The organism is Pseudoalteromonas sp. A22 (genome assembly GCF_018141345.1).
Classification (GTDB): Bacteria; Pseudomonadota; Gammaproteobacteria; order Enterobacterales; family Alteromonadaceae; genus Pseudoalteromonas; species Pseudoalteromonas maricaloris.
In genome coordinates, this window is the sequence record NZ_CP047238.1 from 3153010 (window position 1) to 3175381 (window position 22372).

General features: G+C 43.1%; 21 protein-coding genes, 5 tRNA genes and 1 other RNA gene. 11 read left to right on the forward strand and 16 right to left on the reverse strand.

The genetic code is table 11. The features are described from left to right. Nucleotides 1-35 precede the first annotated feature (35 nt). Together GSF04_RS19070 and GSF04_RS19075 are read right to left on the reverse strand one after the other, a co-directional pair. On the reverse strand, nt 36-1436 hold the full coding sequence (locus tag GSF04_RS19070; RefSeq protein WP_211858409.1) for a PhoH family protein: 1401 nt from the start codon (nt 1434-1436) through the stop codon (nt 36-38). 89 nt (nt 1437-1525) lie between these two features. Continuing rightward, nucleotides 1526-1732 (reverse strand): hypothetical protein, encoded by a 207-nt coding sequence (locus GSF04_RS19075; protein WP_211858410.1) that lies wholly within the window; start codon nt 1730-1732, stop codon nt 1526-1528. Here GSF04_RS19075 and rapA point away from each other — a divergent pair. From rapA to GSF04_RS19095, 4 genes are all read left to right on the forward strand, one after another. Continuing rightward, the gene (gene rapA, locus GSF04_RS19080) at nt 1731-4628 is read left to right on the forward strand and encodes an RNA polymerase-associated protein RapA (protein WP_045987708.1); all 2898 of its coding nucleotides are present in this window, start codon (nt 1731-1733) and stop codon (nt 4626-4628) included. The two genes, GSF04_RS19075 and rapA, sit on opposite strands and share 2 nt — an antisense overlap. Nucleotides 4629-4731: 103 nt before the next feature. Next, nucleotides 4732-5385, forward strand: a complete 654-nt coding sequence (rluA, locus tag GSF04_RS19085; RefSeq protein ID WP_211858411.1) for a bifunctional tRNA pseudouridine(32) synthase/23S rRNA pseudouridine(746) synthase RluA — start codon at nt 4732-4734, stop codon at nt 5383-5385. 197 nt (nt 5386-5582) lie between these two features. Then, a non-coding RNA gene (gene ssrS / locus GSF04_RS19090) (6S RNA) lies at nt 5583-5765 on the forward strand. A gap of 495 nt (nt 5766-6260) precedes the next feature. After that, complete coding sequence (locus GSF04_RS19095) at nt 6261-7619, forward strand: L-cystine transporter (protein ID WP_211858413.1); 1359 nt, start codon at nt 6261-6263, stop codon at nt 7617-7619. A 46-nt stretch (nt 7620-7665) separates the two neighbouring features. Here the strand turns inward: GSF04_RS19095 and GSF04_RS19100 are convergent, their stop codons facing one another. Both GSF04_RS19100 and GSF04_RS19105 read right to left on the reverse strand, forming a co-directional pair. Further along, nucleotides 7666-8115, reverse strand: coding sequence for a response regulator (locus GSF04_RS19100; RefSeq protein ID WP_039493814.1), 450 nt, complete (start codon nt 8113-8115; stop codon nt 7666-7668). Between the two features lie 81 nt (nt 8116-8196). Beyond that, complete coding sequence (locus tag GSF04_RS19105) at nt 8197-10527, reverse strand: ATP-binding protein (RefSeq protein ID WP_211858415.1); 2331 nt, start codon at nt 10525-10527, stop codon at nt 8197-8199. Between the two features lie 157 nt (nt 10528-10684). On the opposite strand from GSF04_RS19105, the gene yacG reads away from it, so the two are divergent. Further along, nucleotides 10685-10927: a DNA gyrase inhibitor YacG gene (gene yacG, locus GSF04_RS19110; protein ID WP_026000869.1), complete on the forward strand. Its 243-nt coding sequence runs from the start codon at nt 10685-10687 to the stop codon at nt 10925-10927. 83 nt (nt 10928-11010) lie between these two features. Here yacG and GSF04_RS19115 read toward each other — a convergent pair whose 3' ends face one another. Both GSF04_RS19115 and GSF04_RS19120 read right to left on the reverse strand, forming a co-directional pair. Further along, nucleotides 11011-11319: a helix-turn-helix transcriptional regulator gene (locus GSF04_RS19115; protein WP_017216438.1), complete on the reverse strand. Its 309-nt coding sequence runs from the start codon at nt 11317-11319 to the stop codon at nt 11011-11013. A 371-nt stretch (nt 11320-11690) separates the two neighbouring features. Further along, nucleotides 11691-12152, reverse strand: a complete 462-nt coding sequence (locus GSF04_RS19120; RefSeq protein ID WP_211858417.1) for a Spy/CpxP family protein refolding chaperone — start codon at nt 12150-12152, stop codon at nt 11691-11693. 207 nt (nt 12153-12359) lie between these two features. On the opposite strand from GSF04_RS19120, the gene GSF04_RS19125 reads away from it, so the two are divergent. Genes GSF04_RS19125 through GSF04_RS19135 form a run of 3 tightly spaced genes read left to right on the forward strand, consistent with a single transcriptional unit; the run spans nt 12360 to nt 15376 of the window. Continuing rightward, a complete protein-coding gene (locus tag GSF04_RS19125; protein WP_211858419.1) occupies nt 12360-13046 on the forward strand; it encodes a response regulator in 687 nt (228 codons plus the stop codon). Between the two features lie 3 nt (nt 13047-13049). Then, the gene (locus tag GSF04_RS19130; protein ID WP_211858421.1) at nt 13050-14411 is read left to right on the forward strand and encodes an ATP-binding protein; all 1362 of its coding nucleotides are present in this window, start codon (nt 13050-13052) and stop codon (nt 14409-14411) included. A 2-nt stretch (nt 14412-14413) separates the two neighbouring features. Further along, nucleotides 14414-15376 carry an alpha/beta hydrolase gene (locus GSF04_RS19135; RefSeq protein WP_211858423.1) on the forward strand — a complete coding sequence of 321 codons (963 nt, stop codon included), beginning with the start codon at nt 14414-14416 and terminating at the stop codon, nt 15374-15376. Here GSF04_RS19135 and GSF04_RS19140 read toward each other — a convergent pair. After that, nucleotides 15328-16161 carry a cation diffusion facilitator family transporter gene (locus GSF04_RS19140; protein ID WP_017216442.1) on the reverse strand — a complete coding sequence of 278 codons (834 nt, stop codon included), beginning with the start codon at nt 16159-16161 and terminating at the stop codon, nt 15328-15330. The genes GSF04_RS19135 and GSF04_RS19140 overlap by 49 nt on opposite strands. 335 nt (nt 16162-16496) lie before the next feature. Between GSF04_RS19140 and trmL the strand changes: the two genes are divergently transcribed. Next, the gene (gene trmL / locus GSF04_RS19145) at nt 16497-16961 is read left to right on the forward strand and encodes a tRNA (uridine(34)/cytosine(34)/5-carboxymethylaminomethyluridine(34)-2'-O)-methyltransferase TrmL (protein ID WP_017216443.1); all 465 of its coding nucleotides are present in this window, start codon (nt 16497-16499) and stop codon (nt 16959-16961) included. 103 nt (nt 16962-17064) lie between these two features. Here the strand turns inward: trmL and GSF04_RS19150 are convergent, their stop codons facing one another. Next, nucleotides 17065-17658, reverse strand: coding sequence for a CBS domain-containing protein (locus GSF04_RS19150; RefSeq protein ID WP_010606047.1), 594 nt, complete (start codon nt 17656-17658; stop codon nt 17065-17067). A gap of 47 nt (nt 17659-17705) precedes the next feature. Continuing rightward, complete coding sequence (locus tag GSF04_RS19155) at nt 17706-17981, reverse strand: hypothetical protein (RefSeq protein ID WP_211858427.1); 276 nt, start codon at nt 17979-17981, stop codon at nt 17706-17708. Nucleotides 17982-18396: 415 nt separating this feature from the next. Between GSF04_RS19155 and cysZ the strand changes: the two genes are divergently transcribed. Together cysZ and GSF04_RS19165 are read left to right on the forward strand one after the other, a co-directional pair. Continuing rightward, entirely contained in the window at nt 18397-19122 is a 726-nt protein-coding gene (cysZ, locus tag GSF04_RS19160) for a sulfate transporter CysZ (RefSeq protein WP_211858428.1), read from the forward strand. Between the two features lie 78 nt (nt 19123-19200). Beyond that, on the forward strand, nt 19201-20418 hold the full coding sequence (locus tag GSF04_RS19165) for a glycerophosphodiester phosphodiesterase family protein (RefSeq protein ID WP_211858429.1): 1218 nt from the start codon (nt 19201-19203) through the stop codon (nt 20416-20418). Between the two features lie 107 nt (nt 20419-20525). On the opposite strand, the gene GSF04_RS19170 is transcribed toward GSF04_RS19165, so the two are convergent. From GSF04_RS19170 to GSF04_RS23475, 7 genes are all read right to left on the reverse strand, one after another. Next, nucleotides 20526-20601, reverse strand: a tRNA-Phe gene (locus GSF04_RS19170). 141 nt (nt 20602-20742) lie between these two features. Continuing rightward, nucleotides 20743-20818: transfer RNA gene (locus tag GSF04_RS19175), tRNA-Thr, on the reverse strand. 12 nt (nt 20819-20830) lie between these two features. Continuing rightward, nucleotides 20831-20906 (reverse strand) — tRNA-Phe (locus GSF04_RS19180). 73 nt (nt 20907-20979) lie between these two features. Then, nucleotides 20980-21055: transfer RNA gene (locus tag GSF04_RS19185), tRNA-Thr, on the reverse strand. A 63-nt stretch (nt 21056-21118) separates the two neighbouring features. After that, nucleotides 21119-21194: transfer RNA gene (locus tag GSF04_RS19190), tRNA-Phe, on the reverse strand. A gap of 306 nt (nt 21195-21500) precedes the next feature. Further along, on the reverse strand, nt 21501-21767 hold the full coding sequence (locus tag GSF04_RS23470) for a serine hydrolase (protein ID WP_282961951.1): 267 nt from the start codon (nt 21765-21767) through the stop codon (nt 21501-21503). Continuing rightward, complete coding sequence (locus GSF04_RS23475) at nt 21764-22333, reverse strand: serine hydrolase domain-containing protein (protein WP_282961952.1); 570 nt, start codon at nt 22331-22333, stop codon at nt 21764-21766. Before GSF04_RS23475 ends, GSF04_RS23470 begins: the two co-directional genes overlap by 4 nt. Nucleotides 22334-22372 lie beyond the last annotated feature (39 nt).

Below are 22372 nucleotides of genomic sequence, written 5' to 3' on the forward strand. Positions count from 1 at the left end.
GCAAAAGAGTAACGAGCCAGTCGGCTCAAGGCAAGCTATAAATTTTCTTCCGCAAAACTTGCCAAGCGGCTTCGTACTACACCGTTTAAGTTAATGGTAGCGCTACCTTCAAAGTCTTTAAAGCGCTCGACAATATAGGTTAACCCTGATGTCACAGGGGTGAGATAATTACTATCAATTTGGGCGAGGTTTCCCGTACAAATCAATTTAGTCCCTTCACCGCAGCGAGTGATGATGGTTTTTAACTGTGATGCCGTTAAGTTTTGGCTCTCATCTAAAATAACGACCGCATTTTGAATACTACGGCCACGCATAAAATTCACCGATTTGAACTGAATGTTCGCCTTTTCCATAATATAGTTACGGCTAGTCACAGGGCTTTCATCGTGTTTGTGGAGCACTTCTAAGGTATCTGTGATTGCCGCAAGCCAAGGGGCCATTTTCTCTTCTTCCGTGCCAGGTAAAAAGCCGATGCTCTCTGCAATTTCAGGCGTATTTCGCGTCACAATTACCTTATCGTAAATCCCTTTTTCGATGATCATTTCAAGCGCACAGGCAAGCGCCAATAAGGTTTTTCCGCACCCTGCTGGCCCGGTTAGTATCACCAGTTCAATGTCAGTATCAAGTAATGCATCCAGTGCCATACCTTGGTTGATATTTTTCGGTTTTACTCCCCATGCTTGACGGTGCATCAAACGTTCAACGCCTAAGTCTTTTAATCGAATGTGTTCAGAGTCGTAACCCACAACCCGAGCTGCGAAGTGATTAGTATCATCTATCAGATATTCATTACAGAACACATCTGGTACGAGTGATTTTGGCACATCATGAACCGTGTAGCGCCCTTCCTGCTGCGTTTGACACTCACCAACATTTTGCCAAAAATCACCTTCAACCTTTTTAAAACCACTGGTTAACAGCGCAATGTCGTCAATTAGTTGATCGGTACGATAATCTTCAACATACTTGAGTCCAGCGCCCTTCGCTTTCAGTCGCATGTTGATGTCTTTGGTAACTAGCACCACTTTTTTGTCGCTGTACTGAGTTTGCAAATGTACCGCACAATTAATAATGCGGTGGTCATTTTCGTTGCCGGGTAGCCCGGAGATAGAATCAGGAAACAGGTGATCGTTTACAATAATCAATTTACCTGAACTGGGCGTTCGGTGACTTTCAATCCTTAATGTTGGTAGCGCTACCCCCTCTAGCATTTGCTCTGGTGTTGCATCGCGAAGCACATCATCTAACCCACGAATGGCAACTCTTGCATCTCGGCTCACGTCACTCTTTCGATCTTTAATGTGATCGAGTTCTTCAAGGACAGTCATGGGAATAACAACATCGTGTTCTTGGAAGGAAAGGTAAGCGAGCGGTTCATGGAGAAGTACGTTGGTGTCGAGCACGTACACTTTATGGTCTTTGTCTTGTTTTACCATAGCGCATTCCTGTTGTTTACAGATTATTATGCTATACCCAATACACAACGTAGTGACCGATTATGTTTTGGGTATAGTTCAAGTTTAGTCTATTTGTCACAAAAGTCGCTTTTATGACAGTAGAAAATCCAACTTGCATATTGATAAAAAACAACTAGTTGGCGATTGCCATGCCAACTAAATAGAAAAAGCGCCAGCGCTTGATAAATAAAGGCTTGAGTCACTGTTGTGTATTGAACAAACCGACATGAATAGGTAACATAGCCGCCTTTTTTCTGCATAGACGAGATAACCATGAATTTTTCCTTAGGTCAGCGCTGGATCAGTGATACGGAATCAGATTTGGGATTGGGTACAATAGTGGCACTTGAGGGGCGTCAAGTGACTATTTTATTTCCCGCTAGCGGAGAAAACCGTGTTTACTCAGTACAGGAAGCACCTGTAACTCGAGTTGTATTCAACCCAGGCGATGTGATCCGCCATGTTGAAGAATGGGAACTACGTGTTGACAGCGTGGAAGAGCAAAATGGACTATTTTGCTATCATGGTACTCGAGTTGACAATGAAGAAGAGACTTCATTCAAAGAGACCTTTCTTGATCACTTCCTCAAGTTCAACAAACCTCAAGATCGTCTATTTGCAGGCCAAATCGACCGTTTTGATCGCTACACACTGCGCTATCAAACTTGGCAACACCAGTTTGATAAAGAACAATCTCACCTTAAAGGGTTGATAGGTCAGCGCGCTAGCCTTATTCCGCACCAGCTTTATATTGCCGATGAAGTCGGTAAGCGCTTTGCACCTCGTGTACTTCTGTCTGATGAAGTAGGCCTAGGTAAAACCATTGAAGCGGGCATGATTTTACACCAGCAAATTCTCTCTGGTCGTGCCAACCGTGTGTTGATCGTGGTTCCTGAGAACTTACAACACCAATGGCTTGTAGAAATGCTACGCCGCTTTAACCTGCACTTTTCGATTTTTGACGAAGAGCGCTGTAGCGAAGCTTATGCAGATGCACCGAATGTATTCGAAACAGAGCAACTGGTACTGGTTAGCCTAGAGTTTATTACCAAAAAGCGCCGCTGGTTTGAACAAGCCACACTCGCTGATTGGGATCTACTGATTGTTGATGAAGCACACCACCTGACGGTCACAAAGGAAAAGCCAAGCACTGAATATCAACGTATTGCTGAGCTTTCTCAAGATATTCCTGGGCTTATCTTGTTGACTGCAACGCCTGACCAACTGGGTCACCGCAGTCACTTTGCGCGTTTACAGCTACTCGATCCAGACCGCTTCTACGACTACGACGTGTTTGTTGAAGAAGAAAGTCATTATAAAGAAGTCGCAGAAGCCGCGAACAACTTACTGCAAGACAAAAAGTTAGACGCAAAAGAAGAGCAAACACTTTGTACACTGCTAAAAGAAACCGATATTTCTGAGCTACTTGCAAAGGCACAAAGTGGCGATAGCGACGCCAAAGCTGAAATCTTGTCTATGTTACTAGACCGTCATGGTACTGGCCGTATTCTATTTAGAAATAGCCGCAGTGGCATTGATGGCTACCCAAGTCGTTTGTTACATCAATACCCAGTACCTTTACCGAAGCAATACAAAACAGCAATGTCGGTAATGGGCAACATTGGTGGTATTCAAAGTCCTGAATTTAACGCGATGCGTGCTTTGTTCCCTGAAAAAATCTTCCAAGAGTTCGAAGGTGAAGGAAGCAGCTGGGCGCAGTTTGACCCGCGCGTTGAGTGGTTGATTGCTAAATTAAAAGAGTTAAAGCACGAAAAAGTATTGCTTATTTGTGCCAAAGCGGAAACCGCAATTAGCCTTGAACAAGTATTACGTGAGCGCGAAGCGATTAAAGCGGCGGTGTTCCACGAAGGCATGTCTATCATTGAGCGCGACCGCGCGGCAGCGTTTTTTGCTGATGAATATGATAGCGCGCAAGTATTACTCTGCTCTGAAATTGGCTCTGAAGGTCGTAACTTCCAGTTCTCACATCACTTGGTGTTATTTGACTTACCGCTTAACCCTGACTTACTTGAGCAACGTATTGGTCGTCTTGACCGCATTGGTCAAAAGCACGACATCAATATTCACGTACCTTACTTTGAAAGTACCGCACAAGAAGTATTACTACGTTGGTATCACGAGGGCTTAGATGCATTCGAAACCACTAGCACTACGGGGCAAATGCTGTATAAGTCTTTTTCTGATGATTTGTTAGCGCTGATCGCTGAACACAACTGTGACGAAGACGAATTAGATCCTCTATTGGAGCAAGCCGCAAAAGAAAACGCACAGCTGCGCACAAAAATGGAGCAAGGTCGAGACCGCCTACTTGAGCTTCACTCAAGTGGTCAAGGTAAAACAGATAATATCGTTGCTGAACTTGAAGCGCTGGATAACGACGTAATTTTGCCTGCGTTTATGATTAATGTGTTTGATACTTTTGGTGTTAACCAAGAAGACAAAGGCGAGAATACGATTATTCTCAAACCAACCGAGCACATGCTAAATCCTTCTTTCCCTTGTTTGAAAGACGATGGCATCACAGTGACTTTTGACCGTAACACCTCACTGTCACAAGAAGACGCGCATTTCATCAGCTGGGATCACCCTATGGTCAGCGGCGTGATGGATATGATCTGTAACGATGACTTTGGGTGTGCATCAGTGGCACTGCTTAAAAACAACAAGTTACCTGTCGGTACTTTCTTTGTTGAAATGATCTTCGTTGCAGAAGCTTCTGCGCCTAAGTCTCTTCAGGTAGGCCGCTTTTTACCACCAACACCAATTCGCGTTCTAATGGATAAAGGTGGCAATGACTTAGCCCAAAACGTAGCGTTTGATGCATTCAATCAACAGCTTTCTGCCGTTGGCAGACAAACCGGCAGCAAGCTAGTTAATGCGCTACAAAGTGCTATTCACCCGCTTATTACTCAAGCTGGCGATATTGCACAAGCTCAACTTGAAAGCATTCAAGCCAGCGCGATGGATAAAATGCAAAAGCAATTAGGTGATGAGCAAGGTCGTTTGCAAGCGCTTAAGGCTATCAATCCGAACATCCGTGACGAAGAAGTTCAAGTATTTGATAAACAAAGGGCTGAGCTGAGCACACACATTGAAAAAGCGCAGCTTAAGTTGGATGCGATTCGTTTAATTGTGGTTGCCAACCAGTAAACCTCCCGTACCGAAAGAGAGCCTCGGCTCTCTTTCTCGCTACCGCTCACTTAGCAACTCATATATAATACGCGGTTTCGTTCTGTTCATGCTGAGGCAGCTGGTGTTACTAAATTACGCTCCCCCCCTTTCTCCCTATCTTGATATTTTGTACCAAGATGAAGATATGCTGGTGATCAATAAACCAAGCGGGTTACTCACCGTACCAGGTAAAGATCCAAAGCATTGGGACAGCGCTATCGCCAGAGTGAATTTTGTCTACCCTACGGCAAGAATTGTGCATCGCCTTGATATGGCAACATCCGGCGTACTGTGCCTTGCGATGAATAAAGCAGCACATCGCCATCTCAGTATTCAATTTCAAGACAGGTTAACCCACAAACACTACATCGCCCGGGTTCATGGCAAATTACAACAGCAAACGGGTTCTGTTGATTTACCGCTGGTGTGTGATTGGCCTAACCGCCCTAAGCAAATGGTTTGTCATAAGACCGGAAAACCTTCATTAACGCATTTTGAAGTCATGGAATATGAAGCACAAGCAACACGCGTAAAGCTAACCCCCATCACAGGACGTTCTCATCAACTCAGAGTACATATGCTTTCGCTTGGACACGTTATCCTAGGTGATAGGCTATACGCTACGGGAGAGGCATTAGCGGCGGCTTCACGTCTACAGTTGCATGCAGAAATGCTGCAAATTGCACATCCAACAACCACTGAGATGATGACCTTTACCGCACCGGTTCCTTTCTAAGTAACCTGTTTACTCTGTTAGTTAGAAACGGTTTAGAAACTGTGGCCTTCGAAAAATTAAGCAAATTTAGCGTTGCCAGCTAACGCTCAGATTAACGTTTGCTTAGTCACTAAACAAAACGAGTAAAAAGCACGCGGTTAACACATAAATTGTATTACTATGGTTTCGTGATCGGCAGATGTTTTATATACTATAATTGTTCCCTAGCTCGTAGGACAGCTGATTAAGTCCCTGAGCCGATAAATTTCGTTTAGGATAGCAGTTTGTTTACTATTGAGCATGCTCGGCATGTACCGAGAAGCCTACGGTAGGCTGTTGCTCTCCGCCTTGAACCTCAGGGTTCAAGGGCTGACATCGGCATCCGCGAAGCCGGGGAACAACCTTTCCCACTTGACGCATGTCATCGCCTCAAAGCTAACTCGCTTTTACATATACTCAATAAACCACATGTTCAACTCCATACTATAAAAGCGGCCACACAGTTAACGTCGCAAAGCAAAAGAGTCGCGAGACAACCCCTAAAAAAAGAGTCGCGAGATAACCCCTAAAAAAGAGTCGCGAGACAACCCCTAAAAAAAAGAGTCGCGAGACAACCCCTAAAAAAAAGAGTCGCGAGATAAACTCTAAAAAAGAGTCGCGAGATAAACTCGCTGCTACGAAAGATTATTAGCTATGCTCATATCTCGGTGTTTTTAATTACTATGAGTTAGTACCAACTCACCACAAGACATCTTTATATGAAAGGAAAAACCATTAAAAACTTTCATTTTTATTGATAACCTTTTGTTCTATTCCATAGTCAAAGAATATTTTAGCCCAATCAACAAAACCTCTATAGTAACGCGTTATTTTCATATATTTCGAAAGGTATTCTGATGTCTTTTGCTGTTATCGCCGCGCTGGCGGTTTTTATTGTCATACTTTTCGGTCTTTACCGCTTTCAACAGCGCTCCGAAACCCTGTCACGAACGGTATTATTAGGCTTAGTTGCGGGCAGCCTATTTGGACTCGCGCTGCAGTTTGTTTTCTCAGGTGACTTAACCACCAAACAGACTGTACTAGATTGGGTTGCGATTGTTGGTAGCGGCTATGTTAATCTTCTCAAAATGGTGATTATGCCATTGGTCTTGGTTTCTATGATCGCCGCGGTCGTAAAATTAGATAATCAAGGCTCTCTTGGAAAGATCTCGTTTGTCACTATCGCTATATTAGTGTTTACCACTGCCATTGCGGCACTCATTGGTATTTTTATCACTCAAGCATTTGGGTTAAGCGCTCAAGGCTTAGTTGAAGGTGCACGGGAAACGGCCAGAATAGCAGTACTAGAAGAACGTGCAACAACCGTTGCCGATTTAACCATTCCACAAATGCTGCTTAGCTTTGTACCAACTAATCCGTTTGCTGACTTAACTGGCGAGCGCTCAACCTCGATTATCGCCGTGGTGATTTTTGGCGTGTTAACTGGCATTGCTGCTCGTAGAGCCATCATGGAAGAGTCAGATTTAAGTAGCCCAATAAAAAATGCAGTTGAAGGCGCACAGGCTGTTGTGTTGAGATTAGTACGTATGATCATCGCCCTTACGCCTTATGGTGTAGCTGGCTTGATGGCCAAAGTGATCGCCACATCAAGCATGGCTGACATTATTAGCTTACTCGGTTTTATTATTGCCTCTTACGTTGCCATTTTACTGATGTTTGTGGTGCATGGTTTGTTAGTTACTTTAGTTGGTGAAAACCCAAAGCATTTCTTCCAAAAAATTTGGCCTGTTTTAACTTTTGCTTTCACCTCAAGAAGCTCTGCGGCAACCATCCCATTGAATGTTGAAGCGCAGATCCACAAGCTTAATGTTCCCCCTGCGATTGCAAATCTTTCTGCATCATTTGGTGCGACAATCGGACAAAATGGCTGCGCTGGCATTTATCCTGCTATGCTTGCTGTAATGGTTGCGCCAACGGTAGGAATTGACCCGTTCGCACTCGACTTTATTGTCTCTTTAGTCGCTATGGTTGCAATTAGCTCTTTTGGTATTGCGGGTGTTGGAGGTGGTGCCACTTTCGCAGCGTTGGTAGTACTGCCTGCGATGGGACTACCAGTGACAATTGCAGCGCTGCTTATTTCTATTGAGCCATTAATTGATATGGCAAGAACGGCACTCAATGTATCGGGCTCAATGACCGCAGGTACAGTGACAAGTCGCTTGCTAAAGCAAAAGCATACTAACGAAGCAATATAGTGCTATGACAGCTTAAGGGCCAGTTAGTTATTCTGGCCCTTCACTTTTAATCAATCACGAGCTTTGCAGTGCCAAGCCAAAAAGTCAGCAAGGACTTCATTGAATCCACCAGCTCATGATATTGAGAAGGTTTGGTCATATAAGAATTCGCCCCAAGTAAGTAACACTGCTTTATATCTAGCTCAGAGTCCGATGTACTGAACATAATAACTGGAATATGCTTAAGGTTTGCAGCCCCACGCATCTCAGCTAACACATCTTTACCGCTTTTTCGTGGCATATTTAAGTCAAGAATAATAAGGCTAGGTAATAGCTCGGTGCTATTAAGTTTTTCAATCAACTCAACGCCGTCACTGACAAATTGTAGCTTAGCCTCCATCACGCCGTTGTCTTCAAATGCATCACGGATTAATTCTTGGTCGTCGAAATCATCATCTGCAACCAAGATATAGTTTACAGAGTGAAGCTGTTTAATTAAATCATGATGATGGACCATACACACTCTCTCCTTAAACTCGCAATAAACCTCGAGTTTGTATGCTGATATCAGAACCGCATCAATGGTTCTACAGCTAAGTTAAATCGCTTGCGCTGAAATCGGCAAGCTAAAATAGAAAGTAGAACCTTGCCCTACTTCCGTTTCGACCCATATGCGACCATGATGTCTTTCGACGATTTTTTTACAAATAGCAAGCCCAAGCCCTGTACCGGCATATGCGCTACGACCATGTAATCTTTCAAAAAGATTGAAGATCTGCTCACTAAATTCGGGATCAAAACCAATCCCGTTATCCTTAACGGCAACAATCAGTTCATTTGCTTTACGTTCGCTGCTAATCGAGACTCGTGGTGCTCTTTCTGGCACACTAAATTTAATCCCATTATTGATTAAGTTTAGCAGCACGCGTTGCAACTGTCTGCGGTCTCCAAATACATCACCCAGCCCTGTGGTATCCACTTGTGCATTTGACTCTTTAATAACTAACTCAAGATCCTGTAAGGTTTCAGCTAACGCATTATCGCCATCAAATGATCTAAATGACTCACCTTTGCGATCAATCCGTGAAAAGCTTAATAATCCTTTTATCAACTTTTGCATTCGCTCAGCAGAATCCATCATGCGCTTAAGATAAGAGGCATGTCTATCATTTAGTCCCTCAGCTGAACACTGGATCCGATCGCCGAACATTTGGATTTTTCTGAGCGGCTCTTGCAGATCATGGGACGCTAAAAAGGCAAAACGCTCCAGCTCTTGATTCGACTCATGTGCTTTCTCAAGTGCTATCGTCAGTAATTGTTCAGCAGTACGACGCGAAGTGATCTCATTTTCCAACGCTTCGGTACGCTTGGTAACTTTTTGCTCTAGAATTGCGTTAAGCTTTTTATATCGCTCAGATTTAGCCAGCACATAATTAACCAAGGTATTACGAAACTTCAATGCACAACTTACTTCGGCTTCCGTCCAAGGGTGAGATTTGCACTTCACATTCTCGACCCACAACTTAAACGAACTACGTGGCATTAAACGGTGGCTACCATCATCCAAAAACTCAATGGATTTTTCAGGCTTCCCTCCCCAATTTTTGGTTTGAATAACTTCCTTTCTAAACCACATAATGAAGTGATTAGCATCCGCTGAAAGTGGCATCAATAGCAACCCACTCGCGGTTTTCGCAAAGGCTTTAAATGCTTCGTTAAGCTCACCTAAATTATGGCAATAAAAAATGGAGTCATCCCCAAGTTGATGCTCTGCAAGCCAACGATAAATACTCTCAATATCCGCCTTTGCGGGAGTTTGCCCGTAGCACTCCAAATCATTCTCAACGCGCCACGCGACACCTGTAGCTTTCATCATCTCTTGTAATGCCGCGGATTCGTAACGTAGCCCATCAACAAAAAAGATTTCTTTTGCCATGCGCTCTGTGACGGAAGAGCTCAATGTCAGTGCATTGGCTTCTGCCATTGCTTCTAAGGATGAGGTTTTGAGAGAGATCAGATAAGACAACATCAACCCCATATACTGGGCGACTTCACGAGTGTTAAATGGGACTATGTGCTTTTCGTAGTGGTGACAAGCAATCAGTCCCCATAATTTACCAGCAACAATAATACTGATAGACATGGTTGCCTGAACGCCCATATTGCGTAAATACTGGCAATGAATAGGTGATACACTACGTAAAATACAGGCGCTTAAATCAATCGCCCTGTCTTGCGGATAAAGCGGTGAATTTTCACCATCAACATCGGCAAGCAGGCGGATCGGATTTCTTAGATAAAGTGCTCTTGCTTGTTTTGGAATATCAGACTCGGGAAAGTGCTGGTTTAAAAACGAATTAAGGTCATTACGCTTCGATTCTGCAACCACCTCACCATTATATTCATGGTCAAATTTATACAGCATCACTCTGTCAAACCGTGTTAATTCTCTAATTTCTTCCACGGCCATCTCGTATGAAGCCTGTAACGACTGAGAATCCACCATACTAGACAACGAATGCTTCATAAGGTGTTGCATTGAATGATTGATTTCAACGCCATGCGCCGTGTTTTGCTCAAGTTCTAATATGAGCCCAGCTTCGTTTTGACTAGCGACTACGGAGAATTCAACGCATGTTAAATCCTTGGCTTTTATGCTGGCTGTCATCGGATTCAAACGATGGATATCAGAGGAGTTGCAGTTGCTGGCAAGCAACTCAGAAAATGGAGACGCAAAAATCGTTTCAGCATGAGTATTGACCAAAGCACTAGGCTCAAGTCCTACAAGCGCAGCAAAGTTTTCGCTAAAATAGCGTAGTGTTAATGTGTTGGTGTCGAATAGCAATAAATAGCCATGCGGCTGAATTGAACCAGGAATATGAATTGGCTCTTTATGACAGTTGTCTAATGTTGCTTCGAACTTCTCCACCTTTTGTACACCTTTTTCCTTAGTTTACCTCGCAATCTCATCCTATCATGGATCCCTACCTTGTATGCAAGCTGCTCGAAGTCGATAAGCACTCGGTTCACAAAGCAATTAAATGCGATTAGACTTATGCAATTAGGAAGTAAAAAGTAAGTGTATGATGACAACTACAGTAAAGTGTCCAACCTGCCAACAGGCTGTTGAATGGTCTGATAAAAGCCCATTTCGCCCGTTTTGCTCAAAACGCTGTCAATTAATTGATTTAGGTGATTGGTCTGACGAATCCAATACGATTTCAACACCGATGAAAAGCGGTGAACTCACGCCTCAAGATGCGGAAAGTTTGATTGAAGATATAGAAGCGATGCTGGCAAAAAACGACGACAGCTTTTTTAAAGAATAAACCTGTAGGCCGATTTCCTCGGCCTTTCCCTCTCATTAGCAACTTGTTTGGCAAGACAAACAATTCAAACTCGGCAGCTTGTGCTAGCGCTCTATTTCCGTTTGATCTTGTTCCGTCTTTTGCTCTGTGTTTCTCACCTCATTTTGATAGGTTTTAGCTATATGCCCCGCCCCTTCCAAAATATCACTTAATTGGATCCGGCAAATTTCCGACAATTTAATCAAGGTACCTAAGCGAAATGAGCTTGTTCCGTTAAGATAGTCGTCTAGTGTGGTGAGACCTATTCCGAGCTTTTGGCTAATGGTTTTTTTAGTATAGCCTTTACGCTTTTTGAGTTCTTTTAGCAGTTCTCGGATCCTAAGTGTCACCTCGTATTCTTCAGGTGTCTGCATGTCTCCCTCAGTGATACCTAGTAACAAACAGCCAACAACAAAGAATACCCTTAGTTACTCTGAAGAAAACAAAAGTTATTGGAAAGTTTGTGCGCGTAAATTAAGAATTTTTCAATTCAATACTATTTCAAAGAGTTGTCCGCAGACTTGCAAGATGTACTCTTAATCGAAAAATATCACAACGCAAACATGTTATCAACATGTAACTTAAACCAGTACAAGCAGTTGTAATATTTTGTACATTAATCGCAATTGGCCTGTACTCTTTGTCAATTTGGAGTACCAGCTCTCATTATTCAAAAGTAATTGGCAAGAAATGATAAAGCCCTTACCGGAAAGGTCAGGGCTAAGTTGGAGAGAAACATTGAGACTTAATCTGCTTTTTTATGGCCTTTGTGACTACGACGTGATTTAAGTGCTTGGAGCTTATCGCGCTGCTCTTCATTCAATACATGGAATACTTTGTGGCGAGTTTCCATTGAAAGTAGCGCCCACGCTTGCTTTTTATCTTGGCCTTTTTCCAGTAAAAGTTGCGCTTGAACCTTATCAAAGATTGGCGCTGCCATAAGTGCTTTCATTTCTTCACGATAAGCTGAATGTGCTTCTTTCCCGCTTTCTTTTAGCGCTTTTTTGGCAGTTTTGTAATCCGCATAAATTGTCTTTAGTTGGCCTTGCTGCGCTTCTGTCAACTCTAATAACTTCTGGCCTTTATCTGATAGTAGCAACCTTGCTGAGTGCTCAAGCTGCCCGCCCATCGGGCCCGCGTTTGCAGTGAAGCTGAAAGTCGATACGCCAAGTGCTGTAACTAATGCTAAAGTAGATAGTAATTTCATGGTATTGGCTCCTTGTTCGCCATTGCTTTGTCACTTCCAAATTTAGCAAGCACAAAGAAAAGGAACGTCAGACAGAGGTAAAGTTTTGTCAGTGCTTTGCAAAAAAAAGCAAAGGCAATTTACATAAGGCGTTGAAGTAAGGTGTAATATGCTAGAGCCGAACTATTCAGGCCAACGCCAATCAACAATGCTGGACTAAGTATGACAATGAAACATTCCATTTTACTTATTGATGACGACCAAGAACTTTGCAGCTTGTTAAAAGAATACTTTACTGCAGAAGGCTTTGAAGTGGCGATGGCCCACACAGGAACAGAAGGTCTACAGCTGGCATTAAAGCAAAATTTCGATCTGATATTATTAGACGTAATGCTTCCCGAAATGGATGGTTTTGAAGTACTAAAGGCGTTACGTGTCCAGAAGATGACACCCGTTATTATGCTAACGGCAAAAGGTGATGACTTTGACCGCATCTTTGGTTTGGAGCTAGGTGCTGACGATTATATTCCAAAACCGTTTAACCACCGCGAGCTACTCGCGCGCGTTAAAGCCATTACGCGTCGCGTCGATCATTATAAGCAACACAGCCCGGATGATACCTTTACTATCCACCAGCTGCGTTTAGATGTAGCTTCAAGAAGTGCTACTGTTAATGGCGAGGTGCTGTCACTGACGGGCACCGAATACGAGGTGCTACTCTTGCTGGTCAAAACCGCAGGAGAAGTGGTCGACAAGCAGACTATTTCACGACAAGTACTAGGCCGGCCACTTGTGCCTTATGATCGCTCTATCGATATGCATGTCTCTAACGTTCGCAAGAAAATTGCCGCATTAAGTGAACACACTTATATCAAAACGATCCGCGGCGCTGGCTATATATTTCTAAAGGCATAATGAATGAAGCGGTACTTACTTGTTAAGGTTTTTGCCTGGTTTTGGCTCACTATCATTGCCACTATGTTGTTGTTGCTTGGGATCAGCATGCTACAACCTGATGTTGTAGAAACTCACCGCATCTCAAAACCCATGCTGCAAAATCTAAAACAATTAGAGCAAGCGTTAATACGCGCAAACGAGCGCCCCAACTTTGAACTGAATAAGGTCGCCAAACTGCGTAAAAGAAAGGCGCGAAATATCTACTTGAGCCATCGCGATACCGAAAAAAGTGTTGCCGCCGATCCTAATATAAAAACGCTGAATTTAGAGTTACTCAGCTTTACCGAAGATGCTAAACCAGCCGCTATTTTTACTCCTGAGTACAAGGCTTTTGGCCCCCTAGAGCTCACACTTCAAGGTGAAAGTTATCGTCTTTATTTAATTTTTGAAAACCATACCCCAAGTGCGCTCATCAAATTAAGAACTCTGCCGCTTTGGGTAAAAATCGCGGTCGTGCTAGGCGCAAGCTTATTACTGTGTTTTTGGTTTACTCGAGATCTATTGTCGCCAATTAAAGAGCTACAAAAAGCCGCTGCAAAACTTTCTCGTGGAGAATTGTCGAGCAGAGCCGATATAAACACCAAACGCCAAGACGAGCTCGGCCAACTGGGTCATGATTTTAACTTGATGGCTGATAAGTTAGAGTCTCTGGTCAACAATCAAAAACGCTTACTTGCTGATATATCCCATGAACTACGCTCACCGCTCACCCGCTTGCAAATGGCCACGGGCCTCGCTGCTGGCCATGCCACAGCGCAAAGCCAAAGTTATATCGAGCGCATTGAGCGTGAAGCCCAGCTAGTTGAAAATATGCTCAGCGATATTTTGCATTTATCCAAGCTCGAAGCGGATCAAGTGCCAATCGATAAGCAAATAATTAAGCTCAATGAACTGCTCGACCCGATATTGGAAGATGCATTGTTTGAAGCACAACAATTAGGGAAAAACCTTGTCGTCACAGCACTACCCGAGGCAACACTTTATGGCGACCCAATGCTACTTAACCGCGCATTCGAAAACATTATTCGTAACGCGATTAAGTATGCGACTAGCCGTATTAATGTCGATATTGAGAGTGATGGTGATCTGTTGCTATGCACTATCAGTGATGATGGTAAAGGTGTAAGTGAAGACATGCTCGACAAGCTTTGTATTCCTTTTTTCAGAGTGTCGAGCGCACGCACGCCAAGCAAAAATCAAATGGGCGGGTTTGGACTGGGTCTTGCCATTGCGCAGCATGCGTTAAAAGTACATGATGCCCATATCGAATTTAGTAATAATATTGGTTTGCAAGTCAGTATTCGAATTCCATTACACAGGTAGCCATGTTTTATAGCCAAAGTCAGCAACTTGAATCACATCTTCCTGAAATTGATAAGCACTGGCAAGGCTGTCAAAAAGGCTTTTTTGATACCCCTCATGGTAGGCTATTTTACGCCTACCACATTCCAAAAAAGGCAACCTTCAGCCTAGTATTAGTTAATGGCCGTATTGAGTCTGCACATAAATACAGAGAATTGCTGTGGGAGTTTGCGCAAAACAACATAGCGGTATTTACCTATGACCATCCAGGACAAGGCTACTCGCCGCGATTACTTAAAGATAAGCAAATAGGCTATGTTAGGCGCTTTGAAGATTATGCCGCAACGCTGCACTGCTTTATGGATCAAATCGTTGCCAAGCAAAATACCTTGCCTCTTTTTATATTGGCGCATTCAATGGGTGGCGCCATTACCTGCGATTATTTAACATTATTTGCGCCTCACAACATAGAGGGAGTCTATTTATCAGCCCCGATGCTTGGGATCAATACGACTCCCTACCCGGCTTGGTTTGCCGAGGGATTGGCTGGCGCAGCTTGTTTATTTGGGCTAGGTAAGCATTATGCACTGGGACAGGTGCACTACCACAACAAACCTTTTCAAGATAATGACCTTACTGATTGCCCAATCAGATATGCGCTATTTAGAGGTTTGTACGATCAGTTTCCCGAACTACAACTCGGTGGTGTCAGCTTTGCTTGGTTATATACGGCGCTACATAAATGCCGCACGTTTCAAGATATTAAGCTAGATCTGCCAATCCGTATCGCGACAGCCAGTGAAGACAGCATTGTTGATAATCAGGCACAAAGTCAATTTGCTGCGCACAGAGACAATGTGACAGTTACAGAGTTTATCGGGAAACACGAACTACTTTGCGAGCAAGATAATACCCGCAAAGCCGTGCTAGATGATTTTTATGCGTTCACAGCCGAGCTACTTAGCGCTAAAGAAACTGGGTCTTGATGGATAAGTACGTCCATCTCACAATCAAACTCTTCTTTAATGCTAGCAACCACCTCATCCGCAACCTGATGCGCTCGCATCAGCGGCATATCATCATCAAGCTCTAGATGCAGTTGAATAAATTTGATTTTGCCACCTTGCCTGGTACGCAAATCATGTACTCCGTAAACGTCCTCATGACTCGACGCAATAAGTATGATCTGTGCTTTTTCTTCGTCTGGCAGCTCTTTATCCATTAAGTGCGCAGCACTTTCCTTGGCAATATCCCAACTGTTATAAAGTAAGTACATCGCCACCAAAATACCAAAAATCGGATCGGCGTAACCTACACCATAAAAGTTAAGCAATACCGCTAGGAGCACCGCGAGGTTTAATAAAATATCGCCCTTATAATGTAACGAGTCGGCCTTAATGGCGATGGACTGCGTGCGTTTAACGACTTGATACTGCACCGCAACCACCAACAAAGTACAAACTATCGCAAATAAACTCACCCACACACCAAACAATGAATGTGGAATGTGGGTTGGATTGATAATGCGCTCTACACCATGAAAAGCCAATAAACTCGCAGAACCCGCGATAAAGGCCGCTTGTCCAAGCCCAGCTAATGCTTCTGCTTTTCCATGACCAAATCGATGATCATCATCCGCAGGACGCAGTGCGTAGCTCAGCACGAAGAAATTCATTAAAGAGGCGCTAATATCAAGCAGTGAATCAGTTAAAGAGCCGAGCATAGCGGCACTACCTGAAGACAGCCAAGCCCAACACTTGGCAGCGATCATCAATCCCACCATTATGATGGTAAAGACACTCGAAAACCTAACCCAAAATTCATAGCTGCGATCCACTGGCACCTCATTTTTTCATGTTATTTAATCTGACGTTTGGATAACTGAAATGATTAGTCGTCAAACCACTCGCAAAATGCCACGGCATCGCGATGCTGTTATATTACAGGGTAATGCTTTGAAATGAAAAACAGATTACGGTTGTATAGTTTTTCACAACAGTCGTACTTTAAAAACTGGGTAATGGATTTCGCTCTATCAAGCGCAGCACATATAAATGTCGACAAGTATCAGCTATACTGCCGGGCAAAATTTAATTGAGGCCTATCATGTTAGATATCGTTTTATACCAACCCGAGATCCCGCCTAATACAGGCAATATTATTCGTTTGTGTGCCAATACAGGATATTCACTACACCTGATAGAGCCGCTAGGATTTGAGTGGGATGATAAACGGGTAAGACGTGCTGGCCTTGATTATCATGAATTTAGCGAAGTAGAGCGCCACCCAAACTTTGAAGCATACTTAGCAAAACGAAACCCAAAGCGAGTATTTGCTTGCACGACAAAAGGTACCAAGTACCATCATGAAGTTGCCTATGAAGCTGGTGACTGTCTACTGTTTGGCCCTGAAACTCGAGGTTTGCCAGAAGACATCATTTTTTCACTGCCGGAGCCGCAACGAGTTCGTATTCCAATGCGCCCTGATAGCCGCAGTATGAACCTATCTAATGCAGTTTCCGTTTTTGTTTATGAGTCTTGGCGACAACTTGGGTTTGCTGGCGCAAAGTAAAAATAGCTCCTATCCTCTACTGCATAGGAGCGAACTTGAGGCGCAAAAAAGGCGCCTTACGACGCCTTGCTAACTTTAATTTACATTAACTATAGGGATTCTTTTAAATTTCTGCGTGGTGCAATATCGTACCAACAATATCACTGAATTTATTTGCCGGTTTCATCGAGTTTACTGCACGTCCACAGGCTTTCATCATATCGATTAGGTCAAAATAGCCGACTGGATGCTGAGTCACTTCATCAATAACAAGTAAAAACTCAAAGCCACCTTCTTCCATTGTTTTTAGCACATTGCCAACCACTGTTTGGCTAGTTTGTTTTAAGGTGATTTGACGAAGATCTGATAGTGGGATCATGACATCATTGACGTTTAAATCACGTCTTGTACAGCCACGTCTTTCTGCAATGCTCAACACGTAGCGACTACCAATTCTTGCATTAGAGATCATACCAACAAGCTTTTCTTTGCTATCAACGACAAAGCTTGCTCTGCGGTGTGTTTTGTCTAGTACTAACGTAGCTTCATCTATGCTACTGTTTTCATCAATATGTTGCATTGGTGCCAAATGTAAATTGTGCATTAGGCAATGTGCTGGCGCTTGCTCTAGGTTGTCAGTGTTACAAGCTGGGAAGTTATTTTCAGCAAGTTCATAATTTGCAACAGGTTGAGTTTTCAATACTGTGTAAGTGTTCATAGATCACCTCTATCTTTAAAATTAATTAAGCACGGAAAAGGACTAAATTAATTTGCGACAGGTGGTGCTCTAATAGACTCGCATACTGAGTTTGAATAAGAATAGATGGGTTGTGATTGCGCTATGATAAAGCTACTAGCAACCACGAAACGATGAGTTGTTGATACAACGCAATCATCTAAGTCAGGGCTGGAGTTCGAATTGTCTAGGTCGACAACGATAGGCGCGATTGAAAGCGTGGTATCACATTTAGCAGCATCGGCCGTTGACACTGTCAACAGACTCAACATACAAAATGTAATCATCCAACGAACTAACCGCATAGTATTCTCACTTCTACTGCCTTACTTTGAGTGTATGGGCAGTTTCTTGCGTTTACAAGTATTATTTCTAATCTATTTACTAAGCTTCTAAATACACTAAGGTTAATTTTCATACGCACACTCGGGCACTGTGTGAGCTGAGATGAATCGTTACTAATCTCCTATTTGTAGCGCGTCGTTTAGCGTTATACTAACGCCAACATTTTGGTATGTGCCTTAAATCAAAAGAATTAAACCATACCAATTTTCTTAATTAAGTGGTCTTTTTGAGGCGAGAAAATCTTGTCGATAACCAGGCGAAATTTTGCTATTTAGTTGTTCTAAATGAGAATTTTTTAACGCAGTTAGCGTCAGATTTGCTCCTTCAAATTGAGCAAGTATTAAGACAAGTTGGTATTACAACACGAGGTGTACAGTGCAACTATCACGCGGTATCGAGTACTTTATTGCTGGTTTTTCTTTAATCACCCAAAAAGGATTAAAACGTTTTGTATTTATTCCTTTAACAATCAATGTACTGCTATTTGGTGCATCACTCTTTTTTCTTTATGACTGGCTGACTCAAGGATTTACTTATCTCAACGGATTATTACCAGATTGGCTCAGTTGGCTGGAATGGCTAATGTGGCCAATTGCTATCTTAGTGATACTTTTCAGTTATAGTATGATTTTCACGGTGATAACTAACTTTATTGCCGCGCCTTTCAATGGCTTACTCTCCGAAAAAGTGGAACTTTACCTAACCAACCAGCAAATCAATGATGATAAGCTAATTGATACCATAAAAGATGTGCCGCGAATGTTGGGTAGAGAATGGACCAAACTCTGTTATTACCTTCCACGTGCACTTGGCTTTTTCATCTTGCTTTGGATACTGCCTATCGTTGGGCAAATTTTATGGATTATGTTTACGTGTTGGATGTACAGCGTGCAATATAATGATTATCCGTTTGATAACCATAAAATTCATTTCAAGCAAATGAAAGACGATTTGAAGAGTAAACAAGGGCTGTCTTATGGCTTTGGCTTTGCGGTGTTTGTACTGACCTCAATCCCATTTGTTAACCTCATCGTGATGCCTGTTGCCGTTTGTGGCGCCACTAAATTGTGGGTAGAGAACTATCGTCAGCAATATCGCTAAGACGCTCGTATGACTGACATCTAGCTGTCAAAAACTCATGCTTTACTTACTTTTTTGCAAGTATTCAGCGGAGTCGCTATGCGCCTAACATTAGGCCTTATCTGGTTTACGGTATTTTTAACGGGGTGCCAGGCAACAAAACAGTTTGATGTCGGTACACGCCCTCAATTTTTAGTCTCGCAACTTCCAGATGGTGAGCTTAAAGAAAAGCTTGCAAGCTGTTTAGATAAACCAATCAAGCGCACACATTTTTCCATAGGACATCGTGGTGCGCCACTTTTATACCCTGAGCACACCAAAGAATCATATATAGCCGCCGCAAAAATGGGAGCTGGAACGCTCGAATGTGATGTTACTTTTACGAAAGACAAGACCTTAGTTTGCCGCCATGCGCAATGTGACCTTCATGCAACAACCGATATCTTGTTACAGCCTAAGCTTGCTAGCAAGTGTAGACAACCCTTCACCCCAGCGGATCCAGACTCCGGTAAACTTGCGTCTGCTCAATGCTGCACCTCAGACATTACCTTAGCAGAATTCAAGCAACTAAAAGGAAAAATGGATGGTGTGAATACTCAAGCAACCACAGTAGCAGAGTTTGTCAAAGGCACTCCCAATTGGCGTACAGATCTTTATGCCAGTTCTGGAACCTTAATGACCCACAGCGAAAGCATTACTTTATTTAAGCAGCTGGGTGTAAATATGGCACCTGAGTTAAAAACACCAGAAGTGACAATGCCATTTAATGGGTTAAGCCAAAACCAGCTCGCGCAAAAAATGTTGGGCGAATATACAGAGCACAATGTCCCCCCATCGCAAGTTTTTCCACAATCCTTTTCGTACCAAGATATTCAGTACTGGATAAAGCATGCACCAGAGTTTGCAAACCATGCCATATTTCTTGATGGTAGAGAAGCTGGCGAACATTTTGATATTAACAAACCAAGTACTTGGCAACCGTCAATGGAAGACTTAGTCAAAAATAAGGTAAAAATTATCGCCCCACCAATTTGGATGTTAATTAGCGAAGATAAAAACGGCGATATCATTCCATCGCAGTACGCCCTAGCCGCTAAACGCGCAGGATTAAAGATAGTTGCTTGGTCTTTAGAGCGCTCAGGCCCTTTAGCGAACGGCGGCGGTTGGTATTATCAATCTGTAAAAAACGCAGTTAATCATGATGGCGATATACTTAGGGTGTTGGACATATTGGCAAAACAAGTTGGCGTAGTTGCTGTATTTAGTGACTGGCCTGCGACTACCAGCTTTTACGCCAGCTGCATGGGAATTGAGTGATAGGCTAATAAGAGTTGTGGCTTAGTATGGGTAGAATCCCGTACTAAGTTATGATTTGCAAATGCCAGAAAGCAAAAAGCCTCGCAATTGCGAGGCTTTTTAAAGGATGGTGCCCAGAGGCGGAATCGAACCACCGACACGAGGATTTTCAATCCTCTGCTCTACCGACTGAGCTATCTGGGCAAATTTTTTCTAGTACCTAAATCCTTAAAAGGATTTTCAATACAACTCCAAACGGCTCTACCGACTGAGCTATTTGGGCAAATTTTTCAGTATCTAAATAACTAAGCTATCTAGAAAACACAGGCTAACGCCTAAATAAAGTGGTGCCGACTATCCGAGTCGAACGGATGACCTACTGATTACAAGTCAGTTGCTCTACCAACTGAGCTAAGTCGGCACACTAAATTATTGGTGCCCAGAGGCGGAATCGAACCACCGACACGAGGATTTTCAATCCTCTGCTCTACCGACTGAGCTATCTGGGCAAATCTTTTTTAATGTCTAGGAAACTCTTCTTACTGAGCTAACTAGAAATTATTGGCTGACGCCTAAATTAAATGGTGCCGACTATCCGAGTCGAACGGATGACCTACTGATTACAAGTCAGTTGCTCTACCAACTGAGCTAAGTCGGCACACTAATTCGTGTACCATGCAGTTTCTGCATGCACCACATTGCTAATGCAATGATTTTAATCTGGTGCCCAGAGGCGGAATCGAACCACCGACACGAGGATTTTCAATCCTCTGCTCTACCGACTGAGCTATCTGGGCGTGCGGCGTATTAAACGGGTTTTGCGGTTCTAAGTCAACCCTTTTTTTAAATACATTTATCGTTTGCACAGTTTTCAGACAAAGCGGTTAAAATACCGCTTTTCCGATGAAAAAACACCCGACTAGCCATGTTTTACTGTATTTATCGACTTATATCTATGAATACCGCAAACCGCTCTAGGCCAACAACAAAGAAAAAGGCGTCACTTAAGAGAAATATGTGCTTAAAGGAATAAAATAGAATGGAGATACATATTCTATCTCATTCCTAAAGCGAAGCTCGGCAACAAGGTTTATCAATCCTGTTTAAAGATTGTCTTTATGTTGCGCTTCAAATCTTTGTTGCATGACCAGTATCGCTTTTTCTACCGCTTGCTTGGCATTACTCGTATCGCCGTTTGTTACCGCTAATATCGCTATGTTCTTTTCTGGCAACACTAAGTTGTCTAAATAGAAGGTCCCAGTAAAGCCATTGTGATGAAAGCTATTGTTGTTTGGAGTAAGGATCCAGCCTAAGCCATATTCTGGGCTAACCGGTGTGAGCAGTCGCGTATATGAATTAGCACCAATCAAATTATCACCACCTCTGGCCCCGCGAGATAAGCACGTAAATAGTATGACAGATCGGTCAAGGTCGTACTGACTAACTCAGCAGGTCCAACAACGTTTGGTAGATCGACCCTATCGGCCGGTGTTATTGGATGCCACTGCCCTTCTCGCATCTGATGCCCACTCGGCTGTCCTTCTGGATCTCCATAGCTAGCAGGCCCAAATCCAATATTTTCCATTCCAAGAGGAATGAATACTTCTTGCTTCACTAACGCTTCCCATGATTGCCCCGTCACACGCTCCAACATATGGCCTGCAACAACATAACCTGCATTGCTATATAGATAGGTTCCGTGAGTCACTTCTGGTTGCGTCGTTAACATCTCTTGAGTCCAGGCATATCTTTGCTCGACCATGCCACGTTGATCTAAATGCCACTTACCAGAATACATGGAGTCAAGATCACGCTTTAAGCCCGAAGTCATCGAAAGCAGTGCAGTTAGGGCCTGTTGACCTTTGCTGTTTGATTTTTGTTCTTCTGAGTGTGTTTTGTTCGCGACGCTCGACTTGCCGCCTAGTAATCTAAGCAAAAGTTGAGTAACAATGAACAAAGCGCACTCAGGGGAACC